Source organism: Streptomyces caeruleatus, assembly GCF_001514235.1.
GTDB lineage: Bacteria > Actinomycetota > Actinomycetes > Streptomycetales > Streptomycetaceae > Streptomyces > Streptomyces caeruleatus.
The window spans coordinates 1-22,051 of sequence record NZ_KQ948955.1; the positions used below are offsets into that span (position 1 = coordinate 1).

Annotated in this window: 19 protein-coding genes and 1 pseudogene; 5 read left to right on the forward strand and 15 right to left on the reverse strand. The window is 73.0% G+C overall.

Annotated elements, in window-relative coordinates; translation table 11 throughout:
* The first annotated feature begins 306 nt into the window (after positions 1-306).
* Positions 307-2,046: a VanW family protein gene (locus AQJ67_RS43880; protein ID WP_062725752.1), complete on the forward strand. Its 1,740-nt coding sequence runs from the start codon at positions 307-309 to the stop codon at positions 2,044-2,046.
* On the opposite strand, the gene AQJ67_RS43885 is transcribed toward AQJ67_RS43880, so the two are convergent.
* The 12 genes from AQJ67_RS43885 to AQJ67_RS50050 all read right to left on the reverse strand — a co-directional run bounded on the left by AQJ67_RS43885 (position 2,013) and on the right by AQJ67_RS50050 (position 13,207).
* Positions 2,013-3,134 carry an alcohol dehydrogenase catalytic domain-containing protein gene (locus AQJ67_RS43885; protein ID WP_062725754.1) on the reverse strand — a complete coding sequence of 374 codons (1,122 nt, stop codon included), beginning with the start codon at positions 3,132-3,134 and terminating at the stop codon, positions 2,013-2,015. The two genes, AQJ67_RS43880 and AQJ67_RS43885, sit on opposite strands and share 34 nt — an antisense overlap.
* Positions 3,135-3,169: 35 nt before the next feature.
* Positions 3,170-4,189 (reverse strand): ROK family protein, encoded by a 1,020-nt coding sequence (locus AQJ67_RS43890; protein WP_208615151.1) that lies wholly within the window; start codon positions 4,187-4,189, stop codon positions 3,170-3,172.
* Positions 4,186-4,881, reverse strand: coding sequence for an HAD-IA family hydrolase (locus AQJ67_RS43895; protein WP_063807429.1), 696 nt, complete (start codon positions 4,879-4,881; stop codon positions 4,186-4,188). Before AQJ67_RS43895 ends, AQJ67_RS43890 begins: the two co-directional genes overlap by 4 nt.
* Entirely contained in the window at positions 4,878-5,735 is an 858-nt protein-coding gene (locus AQJ67_RS43900) for a TIGR03619 family F420-dependent LLM class oxidoreductase (RefSeq protein WP_062725756.1), read from the reverse strand. Before AQJ67_RS43900 ends, AQJ67_RS43895 begins: the two co-directional genes overlap by 4 nt.
* Positions 5,732-6,598, reverse strand: coding sequence for a VOC family protein (locus AQJ67_RS43905; RefSeq protein WP_063807430.1), 867 nt, complete (start codon positions 6,596-6,598; stop codon positions 5,732-5,734). The genes AQJ67_RS43900 and AQJ67_RS43905 overlap by 4 nt, the downstream gene beginning before the upstream one ends.
* Before the next feature lie 448 nt (positions 6,599-7,046).
* Complete coding sequence (locus AQJ67_RS43910; protein ID WP_062725758.1) at positions 7,047-7,946, reverse strand: NADP-dependent oxidoreductase; 900 nt, start codon at positions 7,944-7,946, stop codon at positions 7,047-7,049.
* The gene (locus AQJ67_RS43915; RefSeq protein ID WP_062725760.1) at positions 7,943-8,758 is read right to left on the reverse strand and encodes an SDR family oxidoreductase; all 816 of its coding nucleotides are present in this window, start codon (positions 8,756-8,758) and stop codon (positions 7,943-7,945) included. Before AQJ67_RS43915 ends, AQJ67_RS43910 begins: the two co-directional genes overlap by 4 nt.
* Positions 8,751-9,743: a zinc-dependent alcohol dehydrogenase gene (locus AQJ67_RS43920; RefSeq protein WP_062725762.1), complete on the reverse strand. Its 993-nt coding sequence runs from the start codon at positions 9,741-9,743 to the stop codon at positions 8,751-8,753. Before AQJ67_RS43920 ends, AQJ67_RS43915 begins: the two co-directional genes overlap by 8 nt.
* Positions 9,743-10,957, reverse strand: coding sequence for an MFS transporter (locus tag AQJ67_RS43925; RefSeq protein WP_062725764.1), 1,215 nt, complete (start codon positions 10,955-10,957; stop codon positions 9,743-9,745). Before AQJ67_RS43925 ends, AQJ67_RS43920 begins: the two co-directional genes overlap by 1 nt.
* Entirely contained in the window at positions 10,954-12,027 is a 1,074-nt protein-coding gene (locus AQJ67_RS43930) for a 3-oxoacyl-ACP synthase III family protein (protein WP_062725767.1), read from the reverse strand. Before AQJ67_RS43930 ends, AQJ67_RS43925 begins: the two co-directional genes overlap by 4 nt.
* Positions 12,024-12,716, reverse strand: a complete 693-nt coding sequence (locus AQJ67_RS50045) for a 3-dehydroquinate synthase family protein (protein ID WP_244190805.1) — start codon at positions 12,714-12,716, stop codon at positions 12,024-12,026. The genes AQJ67_RS43930 and AQJ67_RS50045 overlap by 4 nt, the downstream gene beginning before the upstream one ends.
* Positions 12,638-13,207 carry an iron-containing alcohol dehydrogenase gene (locus AQJ67_RS50050; protein ID WP_063807432.1) on the reverse strand — a complete coding sequence of 190 codons (570 nt, stop codon included), beginning with the start codon at positions 13,205-13,207 and terminating at the stop codon, positions 12,638-12,640. Before AQJ67_RS50050 ends, AQJ67_RS50045 begins: the two co-directional genes overlap by 79 nt.
* Positions 13,208-13,524: 317 nt before the next feature.
* On the opposite strand from AQJ67_RS50050, the gene AQJ67_RS43940 reads away from it, so the two are divergent.
* Positions 13,525-14,136: a TetR/AcrR family transcriptional regulator gene (locus AQJ67_RS43940; RefSeq protein WP_062725769.1), complete on the forward strand. Its 612-nt coding sequence runs from the start codon at positions 13,525-13,527 to the stop codon at positions 14,134-14,136.
* A 73-nt stretch (positions 14,137-14,209) separates the two neighbouring features.
* Positions 14,210-14,593, forward strand: a complete 384-nt coding sequence (locus tag AQJ67_RS43945) for a MazG-like family protein (RefSeq protein ID WP_244190806.1) — start codon at positions 14,210-14,212, stop codon at positions 14,591-14,593.
* Positions 14,594-14,646: 53 nt separating this feature from the next.
* On the opposite strand, the gene AQJ67_RS43950 is transcribed toward AQJ67_RS43945, so the two are convergent.
* On the reverse strand, positions 14,647-18,177 hold the full coding sequence (locus AQJ67_RS43950) for a CHAT domain-containing protein (RefSeq protein ID WP_062725771.1): 3,531 nt from the start codon (positions 18,175-18,177) through the stop codon (positions 14,647-14,649).
* 70 nt (positions 18,178-18,247) lie between these two features.
* Between AQJ67_RS43950 and AQJ67_RS43955 the strand changes: the two genes are divergently transcribed.
* Positions 18,248-18,604, forward strand: coding sequence for a hypothetical protein (locus AQJ67_RS43955; protein ID WP_062725773.1), 357 nt, complete (start codon positions 18,248-18,250; stop codon positions 18,602-18,604).
* Complete coding sequence (locus AQJ67_RS43960; protein WP_062725775.1) at positions 18,601-19,482, forward strand: hypothetical protein; 882 nt, start codon at positions 18,601-18,603, stop codon at positions 19,480-19,482. The genes AQJ67_RS43955 and AQJ67_RS43960 overlap by 4 nt, the downstream gene beginning before the upstream one ends.
* Before the next feature lie 22 nt (positions 19,483-19,504).
* Here AQJ67_RS43960 and AQJ67_RS43965 read toward each other — a convergent pair whose 3' ends face one another.
* Together AQJ67_RS43965 and AQJ67_RS43970 are read right to left on the reverse strand one after the other, a co-directional pair.
* The gene (locus tag AQJ67_RS43965; protein ID WP_062725777.1) at positions 19,505-21,856 is read right to left on the reverse strand and encodes an ABC transporter permease; all 2,352 of its coding nucleotides are present in this window, start codon (positions 21,854-21,856) and stop codon (positions 19,505-19,507) included.
* A pseudogene (locus AQJ67_RS43970) lies at positions 21,853-22,051 on the reverse strand (ABC transporter ATP-binding protein); the annotation flags it as partial. The pseudogene AQJ67_RS43970 and the gene AQJ67_RS43965, both read right to left, overlap by 4 nt.

The following is a 22,051-nucleotide window of genomic DNA, read 5'->3' on the forward strand; positions in this document are numbered from 1 at the left end:
CGGCCAGCCAGACCGCCAGGCTGTGGGCAGTCGGCCCGCCGGGCGGAACGGGTGGGCACAGCCGGACCCGCGCTCGGCGTCGAGGCTCGGCCCCCACCGGGCGGTTGCCGCTTCGGCGGCCAGCCAGGAGTGCCCCCACCCGGTCCCCCGGGAGGGGCACCGCTGCGGCGTGCGCGTGATCTGCGGTGGACGTGGTCTACGACATAGGCGTTTTCGCCCGATTATGGCTAGCTGGATGTGCTTGCCTCGCGCACAGCGTCGCGTCATCGGGCGCGTTGTCCTGTCGATCGTCCGCCTGGGAGACCTATGCGCCTGCGCGTACCCTCCGTTCCGCGAAACCCCTCCGCATCCCGGATCGCCTCGATTCCGCCGATCGCCCTGGCCGGCGGCGCCCTGACCGTCGGTGTCGGCGGCCTGTATCTGGCCGGGCTGCTGCTGGCGGGCGGGGACATAGACGCCGGTACGACCGTACGCGGGGTCGACATCGGGGGGCTGAGCCGTGCGGAGGCCGTCCGGAAGCTGGAGGAGCGGCTGGGGTCGGCCGGCGCGCGCGCCCTCGCGGTGACCGTGGGTGACCGCGAGGGCGCGGTCGATCCGCGGCGGGCCGGCATCACCTTCGACTTCGCCGCGACCGTCGACCGGGCGGCGCGCACCCACGCCGCCGATCCGTTCACCGTGATCGGCGGGCTGTTCCGTTCGGGCGGCCCCGTCCAGCCCGTCGTACGCGTCGACGAGGACAAGGCCCACGCCGCCCTGAAGACGGTGGCGAAGTCACTCGACCAGAAGGTCCGCGAGGGCGCCGTCGGCTTCGCGGACGGCGAGGTCCGCCAGGTCGCCCCGCACGACGGCTACGCGCTGGACACGGACGCCGCCGTCGCCCCGGTCCGCGACGCCTTCCTGCGCGGCGACGCGGGCGCCGTGACGGACCTGCCCGTCCGGGAGACGAAACCCGAGGTCACCTCGGCGGAGGTACGGCGGGCGGTACGCGACTTCGCCGAACCGGCCATGTCGGGTCCGATCCGGCTGGAGGCGGCCGACCGGCGGTTCACGATCTCCCCGGACGACCTCGGCGAGTACCTGACGATGCGGCCGGACGCCAAGGGCAGGCTGATCCCGAAGCTCGACGCCGAGGGCCTGCGCGCCTCGCCCGTCGTGGCCCGCAACCTGTTCGGCCTGCCCGCCGAGCCCCGTAACGCCACGTTGCGCCTGGTCGGCGACCGGGTCGTGGCGGCCGACGACGCCAGGCCCGGCGTACGGATCACCGACGAGGCGCTGGGCGAGGCCGTCATGCCGCTGCTCACCAAGGCGGGCACCGCCCGCACCGGCGAGGTGGCCGCGCGGGTGATCCAGCCGCAGGTGACCGACGACAACGCCGAGCGGCTGGGGCTGCGGGAGAAGATGTCGTCCTTCACGGTCAACTTCGAAGCGGCGCCGTACCGCACGCGGAACATCGGCCGGGCGGTGGAGCTCATCAACGGCTCCGTCGTCATGCCGGGCAAGACCTGGAGCTTCAACCGCACCGTGGGCGAACGCACCGAGGCCAACGGCTTCGTCGACGGCATCATGATCCTCAACGACGAGTTCACCAAGGCACCCGGCGGCGGTGTCTCCGCCGTGGCCACGACCGTGTTCAACGCGATGTTCTTCGCCGGGGTCAAGCCCGTGGAGTACGGCGCCCACTCCTTCTACATCGAGCGCTACCCGGCGGGCCGCGAGGCGACGGTCGCCTGGGGCAGCCTGGACCTGCGCTTCAACAACGACTCCGGCAACGCGATCTACATCCGGGCCGAGTCCACCGACACCTCTGTGACCATCACCTTCCTCGGCACCAAGAAGTACGACGAGATCGGCTCCGTCACCGGACCGCGCACCAACGTCGAGCCGCCGCAGAAGAAGGTGGACTCCGACGAACAGTGCGTCCCGCAGACTCCGCTGGAGGGCTTCGACATCACCGTGCAACGCGTCTTCGTCACCGACGGCCGAGAGGTCAAGCGGGAGCCGTTCCGCACGCACTACACGCCGCGCGACGAGATCGTGTGCGAGTGACCCAGGTCGATGACCAGGCGGAGGACGAGTTCGCCGTCGACGGTGCGGGTGCGGTCGCCGATGATCCGGTTGAGGTGGCGGACGCCGGGCTCCAGGGGCATGACGTGGGTGAGGAGCGGATCGGCGCTGCCGTCGGCGCGCAGGGCTTCTGCGGCGGCGAGGAGCTGGGCGTTGGTGACGCCTCGGTTGCCGCTGAGGGTGAGGCTCAGGCCGGGGCGGGTGAAGGTGGTGGTGGCCGGAGGCCAGGGGCCGCCGGTGTTGGCTCGTCGGACGCCGTCCAGGTCGACGCCGGGTAGCAGGGGGGTCGTGGCGAGGGGCGGTACACCGCCGAGGGGGTGGACGGCGACCAGACGCTCCCCGAGGGCGGTGACGGCGGCCTCGACGGCGGGGACGGTACCGCCGCGATGCGTGGTGACGAGGAGCGCGACGGCGCCGGTGACCTGCCGGTCGAGCGGCTCGGAGGCGAGGACGCTCACCGCGTGCGGGACGTGGGCCTGGGTCCACTTGAGCCCGGCCTCCGTGCGGTGGACCACGACGACCCGGACCGTGGGGAAGAGGAAGCGGGGCGCGAGCAGCGCGGCGAGGTTGCCGGTGAGGCCGTCGCCGTGGACGACCAGGGTGTCGGGCGCCGAGGTGGCCAGGCAGGACAGGGCGTAGCGGACGACGGCGTACGGCTCGACGAGGGTGGCTCGGGCGGCGGGGAGGTCGTCGGGGAGGCGGGAGACCAGCCCGGCGCGGACGGCCGAGGCACCGATGAGGACGCGCTGCTGGAAGAGGCCCGGCACGTTGTGGCCGAGGAGGAAGGACGGGTCGCCGGGGTGGGTCGGGTTGACGACCACCCGGTCGCCGGGCACGAAGCCGTCGGTGCCGGGTCCGGCGGCGACGACCCGGGCGGCGCCCTCGTGCCCGACGACGGGTGAGGGGTCGTCGCGGTCGCGGCGCAGGATCTGGATGTCGGTCCCGCAGAGGCTCACCTGCTCGGGTGCGAGCAGGAGTTCGCCGTCGCCGGGGTCCGGGGTGGGGACCTCTTCGATACGGCAGGTGGTGCCGTGGCGGACGATCGCGAGGTGGGTGGCCGTGGCCGGCATGGGGGTCCTTCCTGGGTGGTGGGGCTGGGCGGGGCTCACCGCTTGGTGACGGTCAGTGCTCCGTGCGAGAGCGCGACGGCGCCCGCCATCGGGTCCACCTCGCCGGGGCGGCACAGCCGCAGACCGTGCGCGGCCCGGTCGGGGCCGGTGTCGCGGTCGGCGTAGCTGCGTACCTCGCTGACCTGGCGGACCAGTTCGGCGCGGTAGGGGTCGCCGAGGCCCTCCGCGTAGCCGCCGCCGATGCCGATCAGGTCGATACGGGGGTCGAGGCAGCGCAGGGTGCGCACGAGCTCGGCGACGGGTTCCACGACCGTGCTGAGCAGACGGCGGGCGGCGGGGTCCCCGGACCGCAGCCGGGCGGGAAGGGCGTCGCGAATGCCCTCGGGGTGTTCGACGCCGAGCGCGGCCGCGACGTGCGGCAGGGCGGGTCCGGCGGCCAGGGCGGCGACGTGGCCGGTGCCGCCGCAGGGGCAGCTCAGGGCGCGGACGGCGGCGGGTGCGGTGGAGACGGCCGGGAGGTGGCCGACCTCGCCCTGCAGGCCGTGGGCGTCGACCGGGACGGAGCGTTCGGTGAGGTCGGCGGTGCGCAGGGCGATGCCGCTGCTCACCGTGACGTACACGGCGCGGCGGTGCCCGGGCCGGGCGAACCGCTCGACGAAGCTCGCGAGACCGGCGGTGACGTCGTTGAACAGGTGCCAGCTCACGTCCGGGCGGCGGGCCGTGAGCAGGGCACGCAGCGGGACGGGCCGGTCCGGCCCACCGCCCCAGAGCGGTCCCGAGCCGTGCAGCACGCCGTGCTCCTCGTCCATGGCGGCACCGCAGGACATCGCCACCCGCGCGCCCGCCGGCACCGCCTCGGCGAGGGTCTCGATCAGCTGCTCCAGGAGCGCCGCCGGATCCTCGCCGGGCCGGTTGAGGATGCTGGGCGCGGGCAGCCGTACGGTCTCGCCGGACCCGGCGCGGATCCGCAGCCAGGTTCCTCCGAGGTCGACGGCGACGTCGGTACGTACCCGCTCGTCGCGGTCTGCTGCCAGGGCCGGGGCCCGCGTGCTCACAGCCGTATCCCCTCTGCCGGTGCGGCGTGGGCGAGGGGCTGCCGGATCTCCAGGCGGATACGGCCGTCGTGGACCTGGGCGGTGACGGCGGTGAGGTCGTCGACGCGGTACGGGGCCGGTTCGGCGGCGGGGGCGGCGACGGCGACGGGGGTGCCGCCGGAGCGGTGGGCGGCGAGCAGCCCGGGGGCGGAGTCCTCGAAGAGGAGGCAGTCGGCGATGTCGACGTCGAGGAGACGGGCGGCGGCGCGAAAGCCCTCGGGGTCGGGTTTGCCGGCCTGGACGTCGTCGGCGCAGACGGCGACGGCGGGCAGGGGCAGTCCGGCTGCGGTGAGGCGGCGCTCCATCATGGTGCGGGAGGCCGAGGTGACGACGGCCCAGGTGTGCGCGGGCAGGGCGGTGAGCAGCCGGTGGGCGCCCGGGATCTCGGTGACGGTGTCGGCGGTGGCCTCCTCGCGGGACCGGATCCAGGCGACCTCGTCGGTGACCGTGGTGAAGCCGGCCGCGGGGAGGAGCCCGGCGACGATGTCGTGCGCGGTGCGGCCGGGCAGCGCGGCGAGCACGGTGGCGGGGTCGAGACGGTGGCGGGCGGCGAACTCCCCCCAGACGCGGTCGATGGAGGCGGCGGAGTCGACGAGGGTGCCGTCCATGTCGAAGAGCAGGGCGCGGGCCGTCACGGCGTGGGGGGCGGTCATCCGATCTCCAGGGTCTGGGCGGCGAACCGGATCAGTTCGAGGTCTTCCTTCCAGTGCCTGCGCAGACGCTGGTCGCCGGGGTCGGTGTCGAGGATCACGTGGTCGGCGCCGGCGTCGCGGAGGAAGGCGATGTCGGCGCGGATCTGGTCGGGGGTGCCGTAGCCGAGGGGCCGCGAGTTCGGGTCGACCGGGGTGTTGGTGGGGAGGAAGAAGATCCTCGGGGCGAACTCCTTGCCCTCCGCGAGGACCCCGGCGGCCCGGGCGCACAGCTGCCGGTCGGGGTGCAGGGGGTGCCAGGCGGTGCCGACGCGGTTGACGCGTTCCAGGGCGCGCGGTCCGTTGCCGCCGATCCAGAGGGGCGGGTGCGGGTCCTGTACGGGACGGGGCGCGGTGTGCACGCGGTGGCCGCGGTACGTGACGGTGTCGGAGGTCCAGGCCTCGACCAGGGCGTCCAGGGTGTGGTCGGTCAGGGCGCCGCGCCTGCGGAAGTCCACGCCCAGGACGTCGAAGGCGCGCGGGGCCCAGCCGACGCCGAAGCCGACGACGAGGCGGCCGCCGCTGAGCCGGTCGATGGTGGCGGTGGCGCGGGCGAGCGCGATCGGATGCCGGTGGGCGGCGATGAGGACGCCCGCGCCGAGCCGTACGGTCTCGGTCTGCCCGGCCAGCCAGGAGAGCGTGGCGAGGCTCTCGTAGAACGGGGCGGGTGAGCGGCGGTGGGCGTCGTCGGTGAGGGCGAGGTGGTCGGAGACCAGGACGGTGTCGAAGCCCAGCCGTTCGGCCTCGCGGGTCCAGGTGAGCATGCCCTCCGGGGTCATCTGGGCGCCGAAGTTGGGCAGGTTGATGCCGAATTTCACGGGGTCACCGGCCCGGGGAGGGTGAGTCCGAAGGGGGCGTGGTGGGCGGTGTCGACCGGGTGCGGCGCGGCGTGCAGTTCGAGCAGGTTGCCGCCGAGGCGGTCGAGGGGGCGCGGGGGTTCCTGGCCGGGGATGCCGTGCTCGAAGAGTTCGAGGTTGAGGGCGTCGTCGACGACGACCATGGCCATCGCCGAGGTCCCCTCCACGTCGAGGCCGAACTGGCGCAGCATGAAGGCCCGGTCGGCGGCGATCTCGGTGCGCAGGACGACCCTGGCGCCGTGGTGGGTGACCAGGTGGTCGACGGTGGCGTCGAGGCTCTGCACGCTGTAGCCGGTGTGGTCGAGACCGAGCAGCGTCGGCAGCGGCGCGTCGGCGGCCGGCCGCTGGCCGTGGTGGAGCCGCTCCTCGGTGCTGTCGGCGTATCCGGGGACGTCGGGCCACTGCTGGAGTTCGAAGAGGGTGCCCCAGGGGGCACGGAAGTAGATCCAGCGGTTCCCGCGGATCGGCCCCTCGGGGATGGTGATGATGTCGCCGAGGACGTCGACGCCGGGCAGCTTCTCCAGATGGGCGACGGCCGCCTCTATGTCGCCGACGCGGAAGCAGAGGTGGTTGGTGCCGATGTCGACCAGCCGGGGCGGGGCATCGGAGCCCGCGTCCGGCACGGCGGGAACGAACCGCACCTCGACACCGGCCGAGAACGACACGACACCGGCCCCACCGTCCCGGTCCACGGCGGAGGGCCCGACCAGCTCGGCGAGAAAAGCGGTGGCCTCCGCCACGTCGGGCACCGCCACGGTGATCCGGTGCGCCGGCGCGCGGGTGCCCGCGACGGGGTTCAGGGAGACATCCGGGACCGTGCTCATACGGGGGTTCCTTCGGGGTGCGGGGCCGGATCGACGACCTGGGTTGTCTGGGAGGTGAGGGCCGGGGGCGAGGCGGGGGCCGGGGCCTGGACCGGGCCGCCGGTCAGGCGCGGGTGCCGGCCAGGGGCTGGGCAGGAGTACCGACCGGTCACCGGAAGCGCATACCGGCCGGTCGCCGCGAGCGGGCGCCAGCCGGTCGCCGGAAGCGAGGACCGGCCAGGGGCCAGGCGCGAGTACCGACCGGTCGCCGGAAGCGCACACCGGCCGGTCGCCGCGAGCGGGCGCCAGCCGGTCGCCGGAAGCGAGGACCGGCCAGGGGCCAGGCACGAGTACCGACCGGTCGCCGGAAGCGGGTACCGGCCGGTCGCCGGGGCCGAGGGGCGCCCGGAGACCGGTACCGGTACCGGAACCGGAACCGGGTCGGCAGCCGGGCGCGGGGGCGGTTGCCTCACGGCTGGAGGAGGACCTTTCCGCGCAGGCCGCCCGCGGCGAAGTCGCGGTGGGCTTGGGCGGCGTCGGCGAGGGGGGAGCGGCGGCCGGTCGGGACCGTGAGGCGGCCGGCGGTGACCAGGTCGCTCAGGGTCTGGAGCTGGTCGCCGTCCTGCTCGACGTAGCTCTTGCGGGGGGTGATGCCCCGCTCGGGCGCCGGCTGTTCGTTGTCGTCGATGGCGACGAACTGGCCGCCGTCGGCGACCGTACGGATCGCGGCGGCCACGCCCGCGGTGTCGACGACGGCGGTGTGGGTGGCGGTGGGGAGGTCCTCGGGCCGGGTGTGGACGGTGCCGACGCCGAGGGCGAGAAGGGCGTCGGTGTCGCCGGTCCGGGCGAGGGCGTCGACGGGGTGACCGTCGGCCAGCAGCAGCTGGACGGCGATCCGGCCGACCGCGCCGGCGGCGCCGGTGACGAGGACCGGGGCGCCGGGCGGCAGCGTGAGCTTGGCGAGGGTCTGGACGGCGGTGAGCCCGCCGAGCGGAAGCGCGGCGGCCTCCTCCAGCGGCACCGTGCCCGGGGCACGGGCGAAGAGGCGGGCGTCGGCGACGACCTGTTCGGCGTAGGTGCCGTAGCGGTGGGCCGGCTGGGCGACCATGCCGATGACCTGGTCGCCCACGGTGAACCGGGTGACCTCGCCGCCGGTCTCGGTGACGACGCCGGAGACGTCCCAGCCGGGGACGGCCGGGTAGGTCAGGTTCAGGTTCAGGAACCCGGAGCGGGTCTTGACGTCGACCGGGTTGACGGCGGCCGCGGTGACGGTGACGCGGATGTCCTGCCGCCCGACGGGCAGTTCGGGCACCTCGTCGAGGGCCAGGACGTCGGGGTCGCCGGTGCGGTGGAAGACGACGGCTTTCATGCGGGTGGGTTCTCCCTCGGGGGAACGGTGGTGAAGGCGTGGCGGGCGTTGGCCTCCGCCGCGGTCAGGGCGAGTCCGCCGTCGGCGAGGACCGAGGCGCCGGTGATGTAGCCGGCACCGGGCCCGGCGAGGTGGGCGATCAGCGAGGCGATCTCCTCGACGCCGGCCGGGCGTCCGAGCGGGATGTCGGGGCGGGAGATCTCCCGGTAGGCGTCCTCGTCGTGGACGCCGTTCATGGCGGTGGCGGTCTCGCCGGGCGCCACGGAGTTGACCCGGATGCCGTACCGGCCGAACTCCAGGGCGAGCACCTTGGTGACCATGCCGAGGGCGGCCTTGCTGGCGCAGTAGAGCGCGCCACCGGTGATGGGCACGGTCTCGTGGACGGAGGTGACGTTGACGATGCTGCCCCGGACGCCGCCCCGGATCATGTGGTGGCCCACCGCGGAGGCGAGCGCCATGGGAGCGAGGGCGTTGACCGCGAACACCTCGTCGGCCCGCTTGAGTTCGAGGGCGTCGGCGGCGCTGCGGTCGTTGACGCCGGCGTTGTTGACCAGGCAGTCGATACGCCCGGCCCGCTCGACGGCGGCCATGCAGCTGTCGACGGCGGCCTCGGGGTCGCGCAGGTCGGCCCGGACCGGGACGCACTCGGCGCCGGTGGTGCGCTGGAGTTCCCCGGCGACCTGGCGGATCCGGTCCTCTCCGGTGGCGTAGCCGAGCAGCAGCCGGTGGCCGGGGCGGGCGAGGGCGCGGGCGGTGGCCCGGCCGATGCCGCTGCTGGCCCCGGTGATCAGGGTGGTGTGCTGGTCAGACAAGGCTCAGCACCACCTTGGGCCTGGTCCGGCCTTGCTGGAGCACGTCGAAGGCGCGGGCCACCTCGTCGAGCGGTATCACCTGGTCGACGAGGCCGGCGGCGAGTTCGTCGACGAGGGCGACGGCGCGGGCGTAGTGGTCGACGCCGTGCCGGACTCCGGCGATACGGATGCCGGCCAGGGCGATCCGGCCGGGGTCGACGGTCTCGGTGCCGGCGGGGACGCCGACCAGGAGGCACAGGCCTCCGGGGCGCAGCCGGTCCAGCGCGGCGTTGAGCGTGCCGGGGGCGCCGGAGCACTCCAGGACGATGTCGTAGCCGGTGGCGGCGTCCGAGGTGCTGGTGACCCGGTCGCGGTAGCTGCCGGGCGGGAGGTGACCGACGCTGCCGGGTTCGGCGATGTCGACGGTCACCGGGTAGCGGGCGAGCACGGCGGCGGCGAGGCTGCCCATGGTGCCCGCGCCGACGACCAGGACCTGGTCACCGGGCCCGGGGGCGGCCGCGCGGACCGCCTCCAGGACGGTGACCAGGGGTTCCACCAGGACGTGTGCGGGGCGCGGCCGCTCGGTACCGGGGCCGAAGGGGACCACGGCGTGACGGGGCATCACCAGGTACTCGGCGGCGGCGCCGGCCCAGCCGTACAGGCCGACCTCGCGCAGTTCGGTGCAGAGGTTGCGGTGGCCTGAGGCGCAGGAACGGCAGGACTGGCAGGGGATCATGGTGGAGCCGGTGACCACCTCGCCGTGGCGCAGTCCGGTGACGCCGGGGCCGTACTCCTCGACGGTGCCGGCCCATTCGTGGCCGAACCGGTGCGGGAAGACGGCCCGTCCGTCGGCGAGGTAGGCGGAGGTGCCGTGCAGGAGCTCCAGGTCGCTGCCGCACAGGCCGACGTAGGCGATCCTGACCAGCACCTCACCGGGCCCGGCGACCGGTCGGGCGGTCTCCACCAGGGTCGCGGTGTGCGGTTTGTCTATGACGGCGGCCCGCATCAACTGCCCTCACCCGCCTGGCGGTCACGGGTCCGGCGGGTGCCCACGGCGAGGGCCAGGACGGCTGCCAGGGCGAGGCCGGCGCCGACCGCGGGGAGGGTGCCCAGCGACGCGCCGAGGGAGAGGGTGGCCGAGCCGATCCAGGCGCCGGCGGCGTTGGCGAGCTGGAAGCCCGCGATGTTGACCGTGGCCGCGAGGTTGGGGGCCTCGCTCGCCGCGGAGATCAGCTTGGAGGCCAGCGGCGGGATGATCGAGAAGCCCGCTGCGCCGAGGACGAAGAGCCAGGGCGCGGTGAACCAGGTGCTGGAGCCGAAGACCGCGAGCAGGCCGAGCGCGACGGTGAGCGCGCCGAGCGCGACGAGCAGGGTGCGGTCGATGGAGCGGTCGGCGAAGTGTCCGCCGAGCTGGTTGCCGACGACCGAGCCGATGCCGAAGACGAAGAGGAGCAGGGTGACATGGCCGGCCGAGAAGCCGGTGTGGTCGCGGAGGTAGGGCGCGATGTAGGTGAAGACGACGAACAGGGCGGCCTGGCTGAGCGCGGTCAGGGTGAGGGCCGCCCACACGGCCGGGCGGGTGAAGACGGTGAGTTCGGCGGAGATCGACCCGGCCGGGCGGGCCGGGGCGCGCCGGGTGACGGCCACGAGCCCGACGGTGACCAGGGTCTGGAAGACGGCGACGACCACGAAGGAGGTACGCCAGCCGAACTCGCCGCCGATCAGGGTGCCGAGCGGCACGCCGAGCACGGTGGCCAGGTTCAGGCCGAGCGAGACCCGGGCGATCACCCGGCCCTGGAACTCCGGCGGCACCAGCGAGGTGGCGAGGACCAGGCAGAGGGCGAAGAAGGTGGCGTGCGGCAGCGCGGTGACGATCCGGAAGACGACCAGCAGCGCGAAGCTGTTCGCGAGCGCCGTGCCGAGGGTGCCGATGACGAAGACCGCCATGGAGCCGATGATCAGGGCAGTGCGCGGCACCCGGGTGGTGACGATGGTGAGCAGCGGGCCGCCGATCATCACGGTGACCGCGTAGACGGTCACCAGGAGGCCGGCGGTGGCGTCGGACACCTTGACGTCGCCGGCGATGTCGGGCAGGACGCCGGCCACGAGGTACTCGACGGTGCCGACGCCGAAGACGGCGAGCAGCATCCAGAACACGGCGGCGTTCGCGCCCGCCTCCCGTGCGGGTGTCGCGGTCTCGGTCCCGGTGGTGGCGGTCAACGGACGCCCTCCTTCGTCTCGTTCGTCTTGTTCGTGTCGGTGGTGGGCGCGGGCGCGCCGGTGTACTCCAGGACCGCGCAGCCCCAGGTGAATCCGACGCCTATGCCGGTGAGCAGCAGCCGGTCGCCCGGGGTGAGGGTGCCGGAGCGGCGCAGCAGGTCGAGGCCTACGACCGGGTCGGCGGCGCCGGTGTGCCCGATCTCCCAGCCGCGTGCGGCGAGCGTCTGGCCGGCGTCGATCTTCAGCGGGCCGAAGCACTGCTTGCGCAGCAGGACCTTGCCGAAGTTCGGCACCAGCCAGTGGGCGATGTCGGCGTGCGCGGTGCCGGCGTCGGCGAGCGCGGTCTCGGCGCAGCGCGACAGTGCGGCGGTGTTCCGGGTCCAGAACTCCTCGGTGCTGCGGGCCTCGGCGAACGCGGCGACCCGCTGGCGCAGGTCGATGGGGGCGCCGGAGCCGTAGTACGGCATCGCCATCGAGTCGTTGCCGCGGTGCATCCGCTCCAGCAGCGGGTCGCTGACCACGGAGGTCGACAGGACCCGGAAGGGGCCGCCGTCGTGGCCGAGGACCAGGGCACCCGCGCCGTCGCCGTAGACGAGTCCGCTGTCGGAGGACCAGCGGTCGAAGAGCGGCAGCTGCCAGGCGTCGGAGGCGGTGACCATGCCCTTGCCGGAGCCCGCGCACCAGCGGCCGACGAGTTCCATACCGACGACGGCGCCCGCGCAGGCGGTGCGTATCTCGATCGGTACGCACTCCTCTATGCCCAGCTCGCTCTGGAGGTAGGCGCCGCAGTTCCAGCCCTCCAGGCCGTTGTGCAGTACCACGGCGTGGACGAGGACATCGATGTCGGCGGGGTCGGTGCCGGCGTCCGTGAGCGCGGAGCGTCCGGCGGCGACGGCCATCTCGGGTGCGGTCTCGCCGCGTTCGGGCCGGGCCACGACGGCCGACACCTGGCCGGTCTTGCGGTGCTCGACCTTGCTGTACCGTCCGCTCGCCACCATCTCGGCGGCGAACTCACGCTCTTCGGGCAGATAGGAGCCGAAGCCCTCGATGTAGAGGCTGTCCCACTTCACGCTGCCTCACCGGCCCCGACGAGTCCGGCGACCGGTCCGATGTCCTGCCCGGTGCGCCGTCGCGCGGCGTCGAGTTCGCCGAGCGCGGCGTTCAGTTCCTCGGGGGTGACGTCGTTGACGAAGCGGTGGTGTCCGATGCCGACCGGCAGGGGCAGCCGCTGCTGTCCGTCGCGGTGGCGCACCGTGTCGGCGAGGGCGCCGTCCAGGATGCCGGGGCGGGCCAGGACGTCGGTCCACAGCGGCAGCCGCAGCCGGTCCATCAGGGCCAGGACGTGCTGGGCCTGATGCTCGGTGACGTCGCCGCGGATCCGTCCCATCACGGTGGTGAGCGCCATGTCGACGGCGACGGCCTCGCCGTGCAGCAGCTCCGGCAGCGCCTCCATCTCGATGGTGGGGCTGAAGGTGTGCCCGTAGTCGACGCACCGTTCCAGGCACTGTTCCCACAGGTTGGGCTGGAGCTCCTCCAGCATCAGGTGGATGGCCTCGGAGACGATCCGGCGGGCCGCCGTCTCCAGCGCGGGGGTGCTGCCCTGGAAGCGGTCCTCGATCAGCAGCGGCCCGAAGTCCTCGAGAAGGCCGAAGAGTTCCGCCGACTTGATCAGCGCCATCTTCAGGATCTCGGCGAGGCCGTTGGAGAGGTGACGTGCGTCGAGGGTGCCGAGGAAGGAGCGGTCCACGAAGGTGGCCACGGCCGGCGCGTAGGTGCCGAGCCGGTTCTTGCCCTGCCCGTAGTTGACCCGGTCTTCACACCCACGCCGGCGTCGACCAGGCCGACCAGCGTGGTGGGGATGCGTAGGTAGGGAGTGCCGCGCCGGTACAGGCTGGCGGCGAGTCCGACGACGTCGAGGAGGACGCCGCCGCCGATCGCGATCACCGGTTCGCGCCTTCGGTCGATGCCGAAGTCGTTCATGGCGTCGACCACGTCCGTGACCAGGCTCCACCGCTTGACGCTTTCGTCGGCGCGCAGGGGCAGGAGGGTGACCGTGATGCCGTGGTGGTCGAAATAGCGGGTGATGCGTTCACCGTGGAGTTCGTCCACGGTGGAGTCGATCACGACGAGACGCCGGTCGCCGGGTCGCAGCGGGGCGTCCTCGCAGCCCGAGAGCAGCAGGGTGCTGCCGGGTTCGAACAGGCCGGACGCCTCGACGACGTGGTACCGGACCTGTTTGATGGCCTCCACGGTCCAGGACGGGGAGGCGGAGTGACTGCGGGTTAAGCCATCTATGAAAGCGGCACTGTTGTGCACGTGAAGTCCCCCTGTGGACAGGCTTGATGCGTCGCGGCCGGCGACCGCTCTGTCGCCACGCCGCGTGAGCGCATGAAGGTGCGGCGAGGAACCACGCCCGTTCGGCGTACCGGTTCCTCTCACCGGCCCGGCGACACTATCATTCGTTTATCGATCGCTACATGAATAATGGATCACACCGGTGTGAAGCCGCGTCCCGGCCCGCGCCCCCGACATGAGCACGCTCACCGACGACGACGTGGGAGCACCCGATGGCAGGCGTACGCGGCCAGGGCCGTAAGTTCGATCTGGAAAACAGCCTGGAGAAGGCCATGTTCGCCTTCTGGCGGCACGGCTACGACGGCACCTCGGTGGCCACCCTCACCCGCGAGATGGGGATCAACGCCCCCAGCCTCTACGCCGCCTTCGGCAGCAAGGAGGGCCTCTTCCTCGCCGCCGTCGAGTACTACAACAACGGCCGGGGCAGCTTCATGCAGCGCGCCTTCGACGAGGAGGACAGCGCGCCCGCCCTGATCCGGCGGCTGCTGTACGAGGCGGCCGAGACCTACACCCACACCGACGGCCCCGGCGGCTGCCTGGTCATCGGCTCCGCCAGCCGCGTCTCCGAAGCGGGCCAGCAGGTCGCCGACCGCCTCCGCGACATCCGCAACGCCAACATCGACCGCCTGGAGTCCCACATCAGAGCCGACATCGACGCCGGCGCCCTCCCACCCACCACCGGCCCCCGAGCGGTCGCCGAGTTCGTCGGCGTCATCGTCCAGGGCATGTCCCACCGCGCCCGCGACGGCGCGACCACCGAGGCCCTACGGCGGGTCGCGGCGACGGCGTGGGACTCGGTCCGCGTACTGCTGGGCGAGACGTAGGACGCTCGATCGTTATGCCGTGCATCGCCCACCGGAACAGAGTCGACCCCCGCCGCACGGAAGCGAGCCACACATGACTGACACCTGGAAGACGATCGCCCGCCTGGCCGACCTGCTGGAAGAGCACTCGGACCTCCCCCACGAGCAACGCGTCCTGCTCCAGCTCCTCAAGATCCAGGAGGAGGCGGGCGAGGTCGCCGAGGCGGTGATCGGAGCCATGGGGCAGAACCCCCGCAAGGGGCACTCGCACACCTGGGACGACGTCAAGGCCGAGATCTGCGACGTCATCGTCACCGGCATGGTCGCCCTGGCCCGCATGGACCCCGACGCCCAGGCCGTGTTCGCACGCCACATGGACCGCATCGCCTCCAGGGACCTGGCGGCACAGTGCGTGCCGGCCGGCACCCGGGCCGCGAACAACCGCCCCGCCCCGACGGCGACGGGACAGCAGGGCTGAGCGCACCCGAGCCGCCCTGTGCGCCCGCCGATCCCCGCTATCAGTCGCCGATATCAGCCGCCGACATGCACGTGCGCGGCCCACCGCGTCGGCACCGCCGGATGCGTGTCCCGCACGCGGCGCAGCGTCTCGGTGAGCGTGGCGGCCGCCTGAGCGGTGTCGGCGGGCCGGGTGCCGTGCGCGGTGAGCGCCGCGTACACCGCCACGGCGGTCTCGGTGCTGTCCGCGGTGTGCCACTGCGTGCCGATGACGCCGCGGAAGCCCGCCAGGTGGAACGCCGACGCCAGGCTCAGCGGCTCGTCCAGCAGCGCGGGGTCGGGACTGGCGGTGTCGCACGCGGACAGGAACGCCAGCTGCGCCTGTGTGGTGCGCAGGTCCCGCACCAAGGACGGCACGAACATCCCGTCGTTGAGCATCAGCCCGCCGAGGTCGGGGTGCTCGGCTGAGCTGACCGCACGGCCGTGGCAGGCGAAGTGGGCGACCGCATGGCTCTTCAGGCCTTCCTTGATGGCGTCCGCGGAGGCATCGGCGTCGAGGAGCACGGTGGAGCCGGGTAACAGGGCGGCCACCGCCTCGGCCTCCTGGCGTGCGCCCGTCAGCAGGGGCACGCCTGCCCTCCCGCCCACACCGACGGCGAGCGCGGTGGGGCGTACGTGGCTCGGGGTGGGCATGGTGACGGTGTCGGCCAGCGCGGTGAGCGACGGCGTGTACGAGGAGACGACACGGTCGAACACGGTCCGCCCGGCGCGGTCGCGGTGCCTGCCCGCCGCGTGCAGCGGCAGCCCCGCCACGACGCCGATCGGGCACCACCACAGCCGCTGGTCCCCGACCCGGTCCAGTATCGGCCCGGCCGCGCTGTCCCACAGCCACTCCAGCACCGCGTGCACATCGAGCTGGGCCTGCTCGCGCCGGTCGAACGAGCACTCGGGGTTCTTCACGTCAGCGATGGCCGCCCGCAGTCTCCGGACCTGGGCACGGGCCGTGGACTCGGTCAACTGCCGCAGCGGCACGGCCTCCACGGGCTCCAAGTAGTCGCCGGGAACGACAAAGGCCGTGCCCGCCGCGCTGACGATCACCGCGGTGTGCCCGGTCAGGCGCTCGCGCAACACCTCGATGTCCGGCGGCATCAGCAGGTTCTCGAACCCGCGAACCGCCCGCGCGGTCTCGATCAGGCTGTCCCGCCGCTGCGCGAGCCGCCTGATCCGTTCCACGGCCTTCGGTCGGGGATCCCAGTCCCTGGTGGAGGTCCGGCCGCGGAACTCCACCTCGATCGTGAACGTCAGATCGGAGTAGAAGTCGGCGTCGGCGAGATCCTTCTCCACCTGGCTGAGCTTCTCGGCGAGCTCCGGCCGGATCTCGACCAGCTTCGCCCAGCCGCGGCGGATTCCCCACGCGTCGCCGAACAGCACGGCCCGGCACTGTTCGAGCAGCTCCAGCGCCCGGTCCGGCTCGCCCGACCGCAGCCCGGCGTCCACCACCTGGTCGGCCAGCCCGTCCAACTGCCGTACGGCCCGCAGCCGCTGGGTGCGCGGCAGCGCCCGGCTGACCGTCGCGGGAATGGCGGCGATCACGCGTTCCAGCGCGTCCAGCACCGTCGCCGGATCCGCCTCGGCGAGCATCTCGGCCTGTCCCCGTTCGCACAGCATCCGGTACTGGGCGGTGGCGGCCGGGTGCGTGGCGACGGCCCGGTAAGAGGTGATCGCCTGTTCGCGCAGTTCGTCGGCGCGCGGTCCGCCGAACGTCGCCAGCGCGCGGGCCGAGCGCGCGAGTGCGAACGCCCGCAGCGGCCACCAGTGATGGTCCAGCGGCGTCTCACGCACGGCCTTCACCGCGAGGTCGAGCGAGTCGTCCAGTGCGTCGAGATCGCCGCACTGGTAGTACCGGTGGTAGAGCACGTCGGCGATCGTGCTTTCGATACGCGGGATGTCGGGGTGGTCGGGAGCCAGCAGCGCGAGCGCGGCGCGGTAGGCGCCTTCGGCCTCGTGGAACGGCTCGGCGTCCGTCACACCGGTGGAGACCGCCTGGTACTGCACGGCGGAGGCGTAGTTGTAGAGCATCCCGATCCGGCGCACGTCGTCCGCGGGGATGGTGGCCACCGCCTGGGCGCCCGCCTCGACGGCCTTGGCGAACAGGTCGTGGTCCCCGGCCGCGGCCACCGCCTGCGCCGCCACGGACAAGGTCGACCAGCGCAGCGGCAGGTTCTCGTCGTCGGGCGCGGTCAGCGCGACGGCCTCCTCCGCGACCGTGACGGCCTCCCGGCCGGCCGCCGGATTGGCACCGCGTTCGAACTGCTCGACCAGCGCGGACGCCAGGGTGGAGAGCCACAGTGCTCGCTGCTCCTCGTCGCGGGCAGGCATCTCCAGCAGGGCGCGTGCCGCGGCGACCGCGACGGTCGCGTCCTCGGGGGAGCCGGTCTGGACGGAGATGGTCGCCGCGGCATGGGCGAGCGCCTTCAACAGCTCGGCTCTGCGAGCGTCGTCCGGTGACGTGGTGAGCATCGCTTCGAAGACCGTGTCGTAGGCGAGCCCGATCGCCGCGGTGTCCCCGCCGAGCTCCCAGAGGTCGAGGTGCCGGTGATAGAGGTCCAGCAGCGCGGCCGGCCTGTCCTCGTGGTCGAGCGGCAGCCCGATGGCGAGCAACCACGCCTGGTCCCGCCGTTCCACCAGTACGCCGGGCACGATGTTCCGCCGCAGCAGGGCCGTGACCTTGTCGTGCTGCGCCCGCAGGGCGCCGGGATCACGGTGGCAGGTCCGCAGGAACCGCGCCACGTCCGGCCCGATCTCACGGCTGACCTCCTGTTCGAGCTCGGCGAGCGCGGACAGGGTCATCGTGTTGCCGAAGTCCCGCTCCAGCGCGTCGGCCAGGTCGCGGCAGGTGACGAACGCGCCGGCCAGATAGATCGGCGCGGCGCCGCTCGAGTAGAGGTCGGACTGGTACTGCGCGAACTCGATCACGACGTCGCGCCACACCGGGCGTTCGCGCAGCGCCAGTTGGGCGGCGGCCCGGTAGTCGGCGAGCACCTGCCCTCGTCGCCTGCCCGCGTTCGCCTGCGCGCGGGCGCGATCGACCAGCCGGCGGGCGCGTTGCGGGTCGTCGCGGGGTGTGCGGTCCAGCACCCAGCCCAGCGCGTTGAGGACCTTCTCGGCGTAGGTGTTCGTGCCGTCGTACTCGTCGAGCATGAGCAGCAGGGCGCACTGGTCGACGGTGAGCGCGGCCTTCATCCGCTCGTCGTCCACGGCGTCCATCAACGCGGTGTAGGCGTTCACGAAGTCGACGAGCGACTCGGGGTCCTGGCATGCGACGAAGTCCGCCCGTGCCTCCGTCAACTCCCGGTACTCCTCGGCGGCGGTGACGGCGGCGACCGCGGGATCGGCGTCCGCGCCCGCGAGGGACGCCCAGAACTCCCGGTCGATCAGGCCGTCGAACCCGCTCTGCGCGCGGTAGCGGAGCCAGTGGGCCTGTGCGAGGTGGGGCAGCAGGTACGGCGGGCAGTGGGCCGGAGGGGGGAGGGCGGCGGCGAGCAGTGCGCCGACGTCAGCGGAGGACCCGAAGTTCTCGACTACCAACCGGACATCGTCGTACACGCGGTCCCCCGATCCGTTGTCTCCACGGTAGCGTGGCCGGGATCTGTGGCGAAGGGGGTGGGGAGTCGGCATGGCACCAGCGACTGGCCCGCGTGTCGGAGCCCTCTGCAAGCAGGCGGGAGAGGCACTGGCGGAACGCGCAGCGCGGTACGGCGTCGCGGACGTGCTGGCCAGGGTCGTCGCGGCGGCCTCTCTGGGCGAGGTGCCGGAAGCCGACCTCGATCTGCTCGACAGCGCCTTCGCCGCACACGGCATCGACAGCCTGACGCGGCCGAACCGCGACTACGCGCCGTGGCCGGGACCACGGGCCGTGGTCGCCACGGCATGGCAGTGCCCGACCGGCGCGTGCCCGCGCGAGACGACCCGCGAGCAGCTGTCGTGCCGTCTCACCGGACAGCCGTTCCGCGCGATCCGGCTCGAACTGTGAACGCCTTCCTCACGGAGCTCGGCAGGAACCTGGCTGGTCGCTGGGCCGCCGTACTCGCGCTGCCCGCCGCGGTGTTCGTTGCCCTCGCGGCGGCGGCGGTCGTGCTCGGCCCCGCGCACGCACTCGATTTCGCACTGCTGCGGAGCCGGGTGACGGCGGTGTCCACCGGGCCGGCCCTGGTGTGGACCGCGACGGGCTTCCTCGCCGCGACCGCCGCAGTGGGGCTCGCGGTGACGGCGCTGGGCGACGTCGTGACCGGCTCCTGGGGAGCGACGGGAACGGGCATCGGCCGGCCGTTCACCGCGCTGCGCCACCGCCGCTGGCACCGGGCGGCGGCGCGAGCGGACACCGCGATCAGGGCGGTGCTGGCCGCCCCGGACGACCGCCGGGCCAGGGCCACGGCGCGGCGCGCCGTGCTGCGCCGCGACGCGATCTGCGAAACCGAGCCGAACGGCCCGACGTGGGCGGGCGACCAGCTGCGTGCCGTCGCCGACCGCGTCCGCCGCGGCACCGGCCTCGACCTGACCACCACGTGGCCCCGGCTGTGGCTGGTACTGCCGGACGCGGCACGGGCGGAGCTGACGACGGTCCAGGAGCGGTGCGCCTCGGCCGCCCGCACGCCGGTGTGGGGCATGGCCTGTCTGGCCGTCGGCGCGTACTGGTGGCCCGCGCTCGTGCCGGGGCTCTGGCTGCTGTCGGTGTCGCCGCGCCGGATCCGCCGCTCGGTCGGTGTGTACGCGGACCTCGTGGAGGCCTCGGTCGACATGCACGGCCGTGACGTCGCCCATCAACTCGGGTTCGAGCTGACGGGGCGGCTGACCCCGGAGATCGGCGCGCAGATGACCGAGGCGTTCCAGAAACGCCATGACTGTCCGTGACCCTGCCTGGATGTGTGCGGGGCTATTCGGTGCGCAGACCCTCCGGGCGCATCATCCGCAGCAGCGGCGGCAGGCTGAGCAGCGTGACCACGCCGACCACGGCAGCGCCCACACCGGTCATGGTCAGGACGCTCGCCCAGTCCATGGCCACCGGCGTACGGGTCATCTTCAGCAGCACCGAGCCGAGGGTGACGCCCACCGTCGTGGCCAGTACGAGGCCGAGTCCGACCGGGAGGGCCGTCTGCCACAGCACCGACAGGCTCAGCGTGCGGCGCCGGGTGCCGAAGGCGACCAGCGCGGAGAGCAGCTTCCTGCGCTCGCGCAACTGCTCCAGCTGGGAGACCAGCAGACTCGCGCCGATCAGCGCCAGCACGAAGGCGGAACCGACGTACAGGCCGGTGCGGATGGAGGCGTACTTCTCGTTCTCCTGGGTCGCCGACCAGCTGTAGGCGCGCGCCAGGGGGTCGATCCGGGCGAGGACGTTGCGCGCGTATTCCCGTGAGTCGGGCACCGACGGGTCCAGACGTAGGTAGACCCCCTCCGAGAACAACGCGGGCGCGGTCTCGGCGGGCAGGGCGGCGGGGGTGACCAGCAGACTGTTGTAGTCCTGCAGAGAGTCCTCGCGCGCTTCCACGACCCGCACGTTCGCCGGAACGGTCCAGGGTGCCTCGATGCCGCGTTCGGTGGTGTCGCCGGTGTACGTCGGGTCGATGTAGAGCTGCCGACCGGGCTTCACCAGGGCGATCTCCTCGGCGTTGCCGGGGGACTCGTAGTGGCTCCTCGTCCGCGTGACGAACACGTCGCCGTCCTTGCAGGAGGGAAGCGTGGCGAGTTCGCGCAGGGCGGTGCAGTCGGCCACGGTCAGGCCGTAGCTGTCCTCCGGGTCGCGACGCGCGTCCGCGTACTGCAAGTTGGCCAGGGACACGGCGGCCCGTACCCCCTTGGTGCCGGCGAATTCGCGCTCGACACCGGACAGCGGCTTGCGGTCGCTGAAGTCGACCTGCATCTGGACCCGGCCGGGGTCCTCACCGGTGGCCTTGGTGTACTGGCTCTGCGTTCCCGTGAACAGCATCTGCAGGGCGATGGCTCCGGCCACGGCGACGGCGATGCCGTTGACCATGCGTGCGGCGGTTCCGCTGCTCAGCTGCAGCCGCCGTACCGCGAGCTGCCAGGACAGCCCACCCTTGCCGAGGCGGACGACGACCGCCTCCACGACCCAGGGGAGCAGCGCGGTGATGCCGATCAGCAGCATCAGCACGCCGCCGATGACGAGGTACTGGTTGAACTCGCCGTTCTTACGGCCCTTGCCGATCATCGGGTAGAGCATCGCGAGGCCGGCCAGCGGCGGCAGCAGCCGCCACCACAGCCGACGGCGGCGCTGCCTGGCCGCGCGCACGACACCGAGCGGTTCCACCACCACGCCGCGCATCGCGAGCAGCGTGACGAGTACGGCGGCGACCGGGACCGCCACCGCGACCAGCGCGGCGAGCGCGGGCGAGGGATCGAGGTAGCTGGGCCAGACGCTGACGCCCAGCACCTCGGTGGAGCCCAGCGTCTGACGACCCAGGAGGAAGAAGCCGGTGCCGACGACCAGGCCGAGCAGGGCTCCGGCGAGTGCCTCGCCCGCCGCGATCCGCCGGGTCATGTGGCTGTCCGAACCGACCAGGCGCAGCGCGGCCAGCCGGCGGTCGCGGCGCTCGCCGCCGAAGCGGACGGCGGCGGCGATGAACACGGCGACCGGGGTGAGCAGCACGACGAACACGACCAGGACCATGAGCAGCAGAACCGGGTCGGTCCTCTCGGGTTCCGCGTCCGGCTTGCCGTACTCGGTCAGCCGGTGCACCGGGGAGACGTCCGTGAGTTCCAGCCCCGAGGCGCCCGCGTAGTAGGCCAGTTCGTGGGAGCCGATGAGTCCGCTCTCACCGATCGTGCCGGTGATCCGGTAGGGCAGCCGCTCGCGCAGCAGCCCGGCGCCGTCCGAGGCGAGCAGGTCCCCCAGCGCCGGGGAGACCACCATCTCGCCCTTGCCCGGGAAGCTGTCGACCCCCAGGGGCAGCGGCGCCCGCTCGCCCTCGGGCTCGACGAGCCGCCCACGGATGTCGTCGTCGTGCCAGGTGGTGTCGGTGTCGGCGATCAGGAAGGTGTTGTCCGCCTTCGGCGGGGTCTTCTCGGAGTACGTGTAGTCGAAGCGGGCGTCCTCCACCTCGGCGCGGGCGGCGAACACGTTGGGCAGGGCGGTGCACAGCAGGAGCAGGGCCACGCCCAGGCCGACGCCGACGGCGGTGAGTGTCATCCGGACCCAGCCCTCGCGCCCGCCGCTGACGGCGAAGCGGGCGCCCATGGCCAGATCTGTGGCCCACTGACGCGGACTCATACGGCACGCTCCATGTCGCGGGACTTTCCGTCGCGTACGACGATCTCGCGGTCGGAGTAGGCGGCCACCCGCGCCTCGTGGGTGACGAGGACGACGGCGGCGTTGGTCGACCGGGCGGCGTCCGTCAGCAGCTCCATCACGCGCTCGCCGTTGAGGGAGTCGAGCGCGCCGGTCGGCTCGTCGGCGAACAGCACC

Coding starts and splice junctions, on each gene's coding strand:
- AQJ67_RS43920 (WP_062725762.1), bottom strand. CDS start 9,743: ATGCGGGCCGCCGTCATAGACAAACCGCACACCGCGACCCTGGTGGAG.
- AQJ67_RS43910 (WP_062725758.1), bottom strand. CDS start 7,946: ATGAAAGCCGTCGTCTTCCACCGCACCGGCGACCCCGACGTCCTGGCC.
- AQJ67_RS43885 (WP_062725754.1), bottom strand. CDS start 3,134: ATGCCGGCCACGGCCACCCACCTCGCGATCGTCCGCCACGGCACCACC.
- AQJ67_RS43880 (WP_062725752.1), top strand. CDS start 307: ATGCGCCTGCGCGTACCCTCCGTTCCGCGAAACCCCTCCGCATCCCGG.
- AQJ67_RS43955 (WP_062725773.1), top strand. CDS start 18,248: ATGGCACCAGCGACTGGCCCGCGTGTCGGAGCCCTCTGCAAGCAGGCG.
- AQJ67_RS43905 (WP_063807430.1), bottom strand. CDS start 6,598: ATGAGCACGGTCCCGGATGTCTCCCTGAACCCCGTCGCGGGCACCCGC.
- AQJ67_RS43940 (WP_062725769.1), top strand. CDS start 13,525: ATGGCAGGCGTACGCGGCCAGGGCCGTAAGTTCGATCTGGAAAACAGC.
- AQJ67_RS43895 (WP_063807429.1), bottom strand. CDS start 4,881: ATGACCGCCCCCCACGCCGTGACGGCCCGCGCCCTGCTCTTCGACATG.
- AQJ67_RS43965 (WP_062725777.1), bottom strand. CDS start 21,856: ATGAGTCCGCGTCAGTGGGCCACAGATCTGGCCATGGGCGCCCGCTTC.
- AQJ67_RS43945 (WP_244190806.1), top strand. CDS start 14,210: ATGACTGACACCTGGAAGACGATCGCCCGCCTGGCCGACCTGCTGGAA.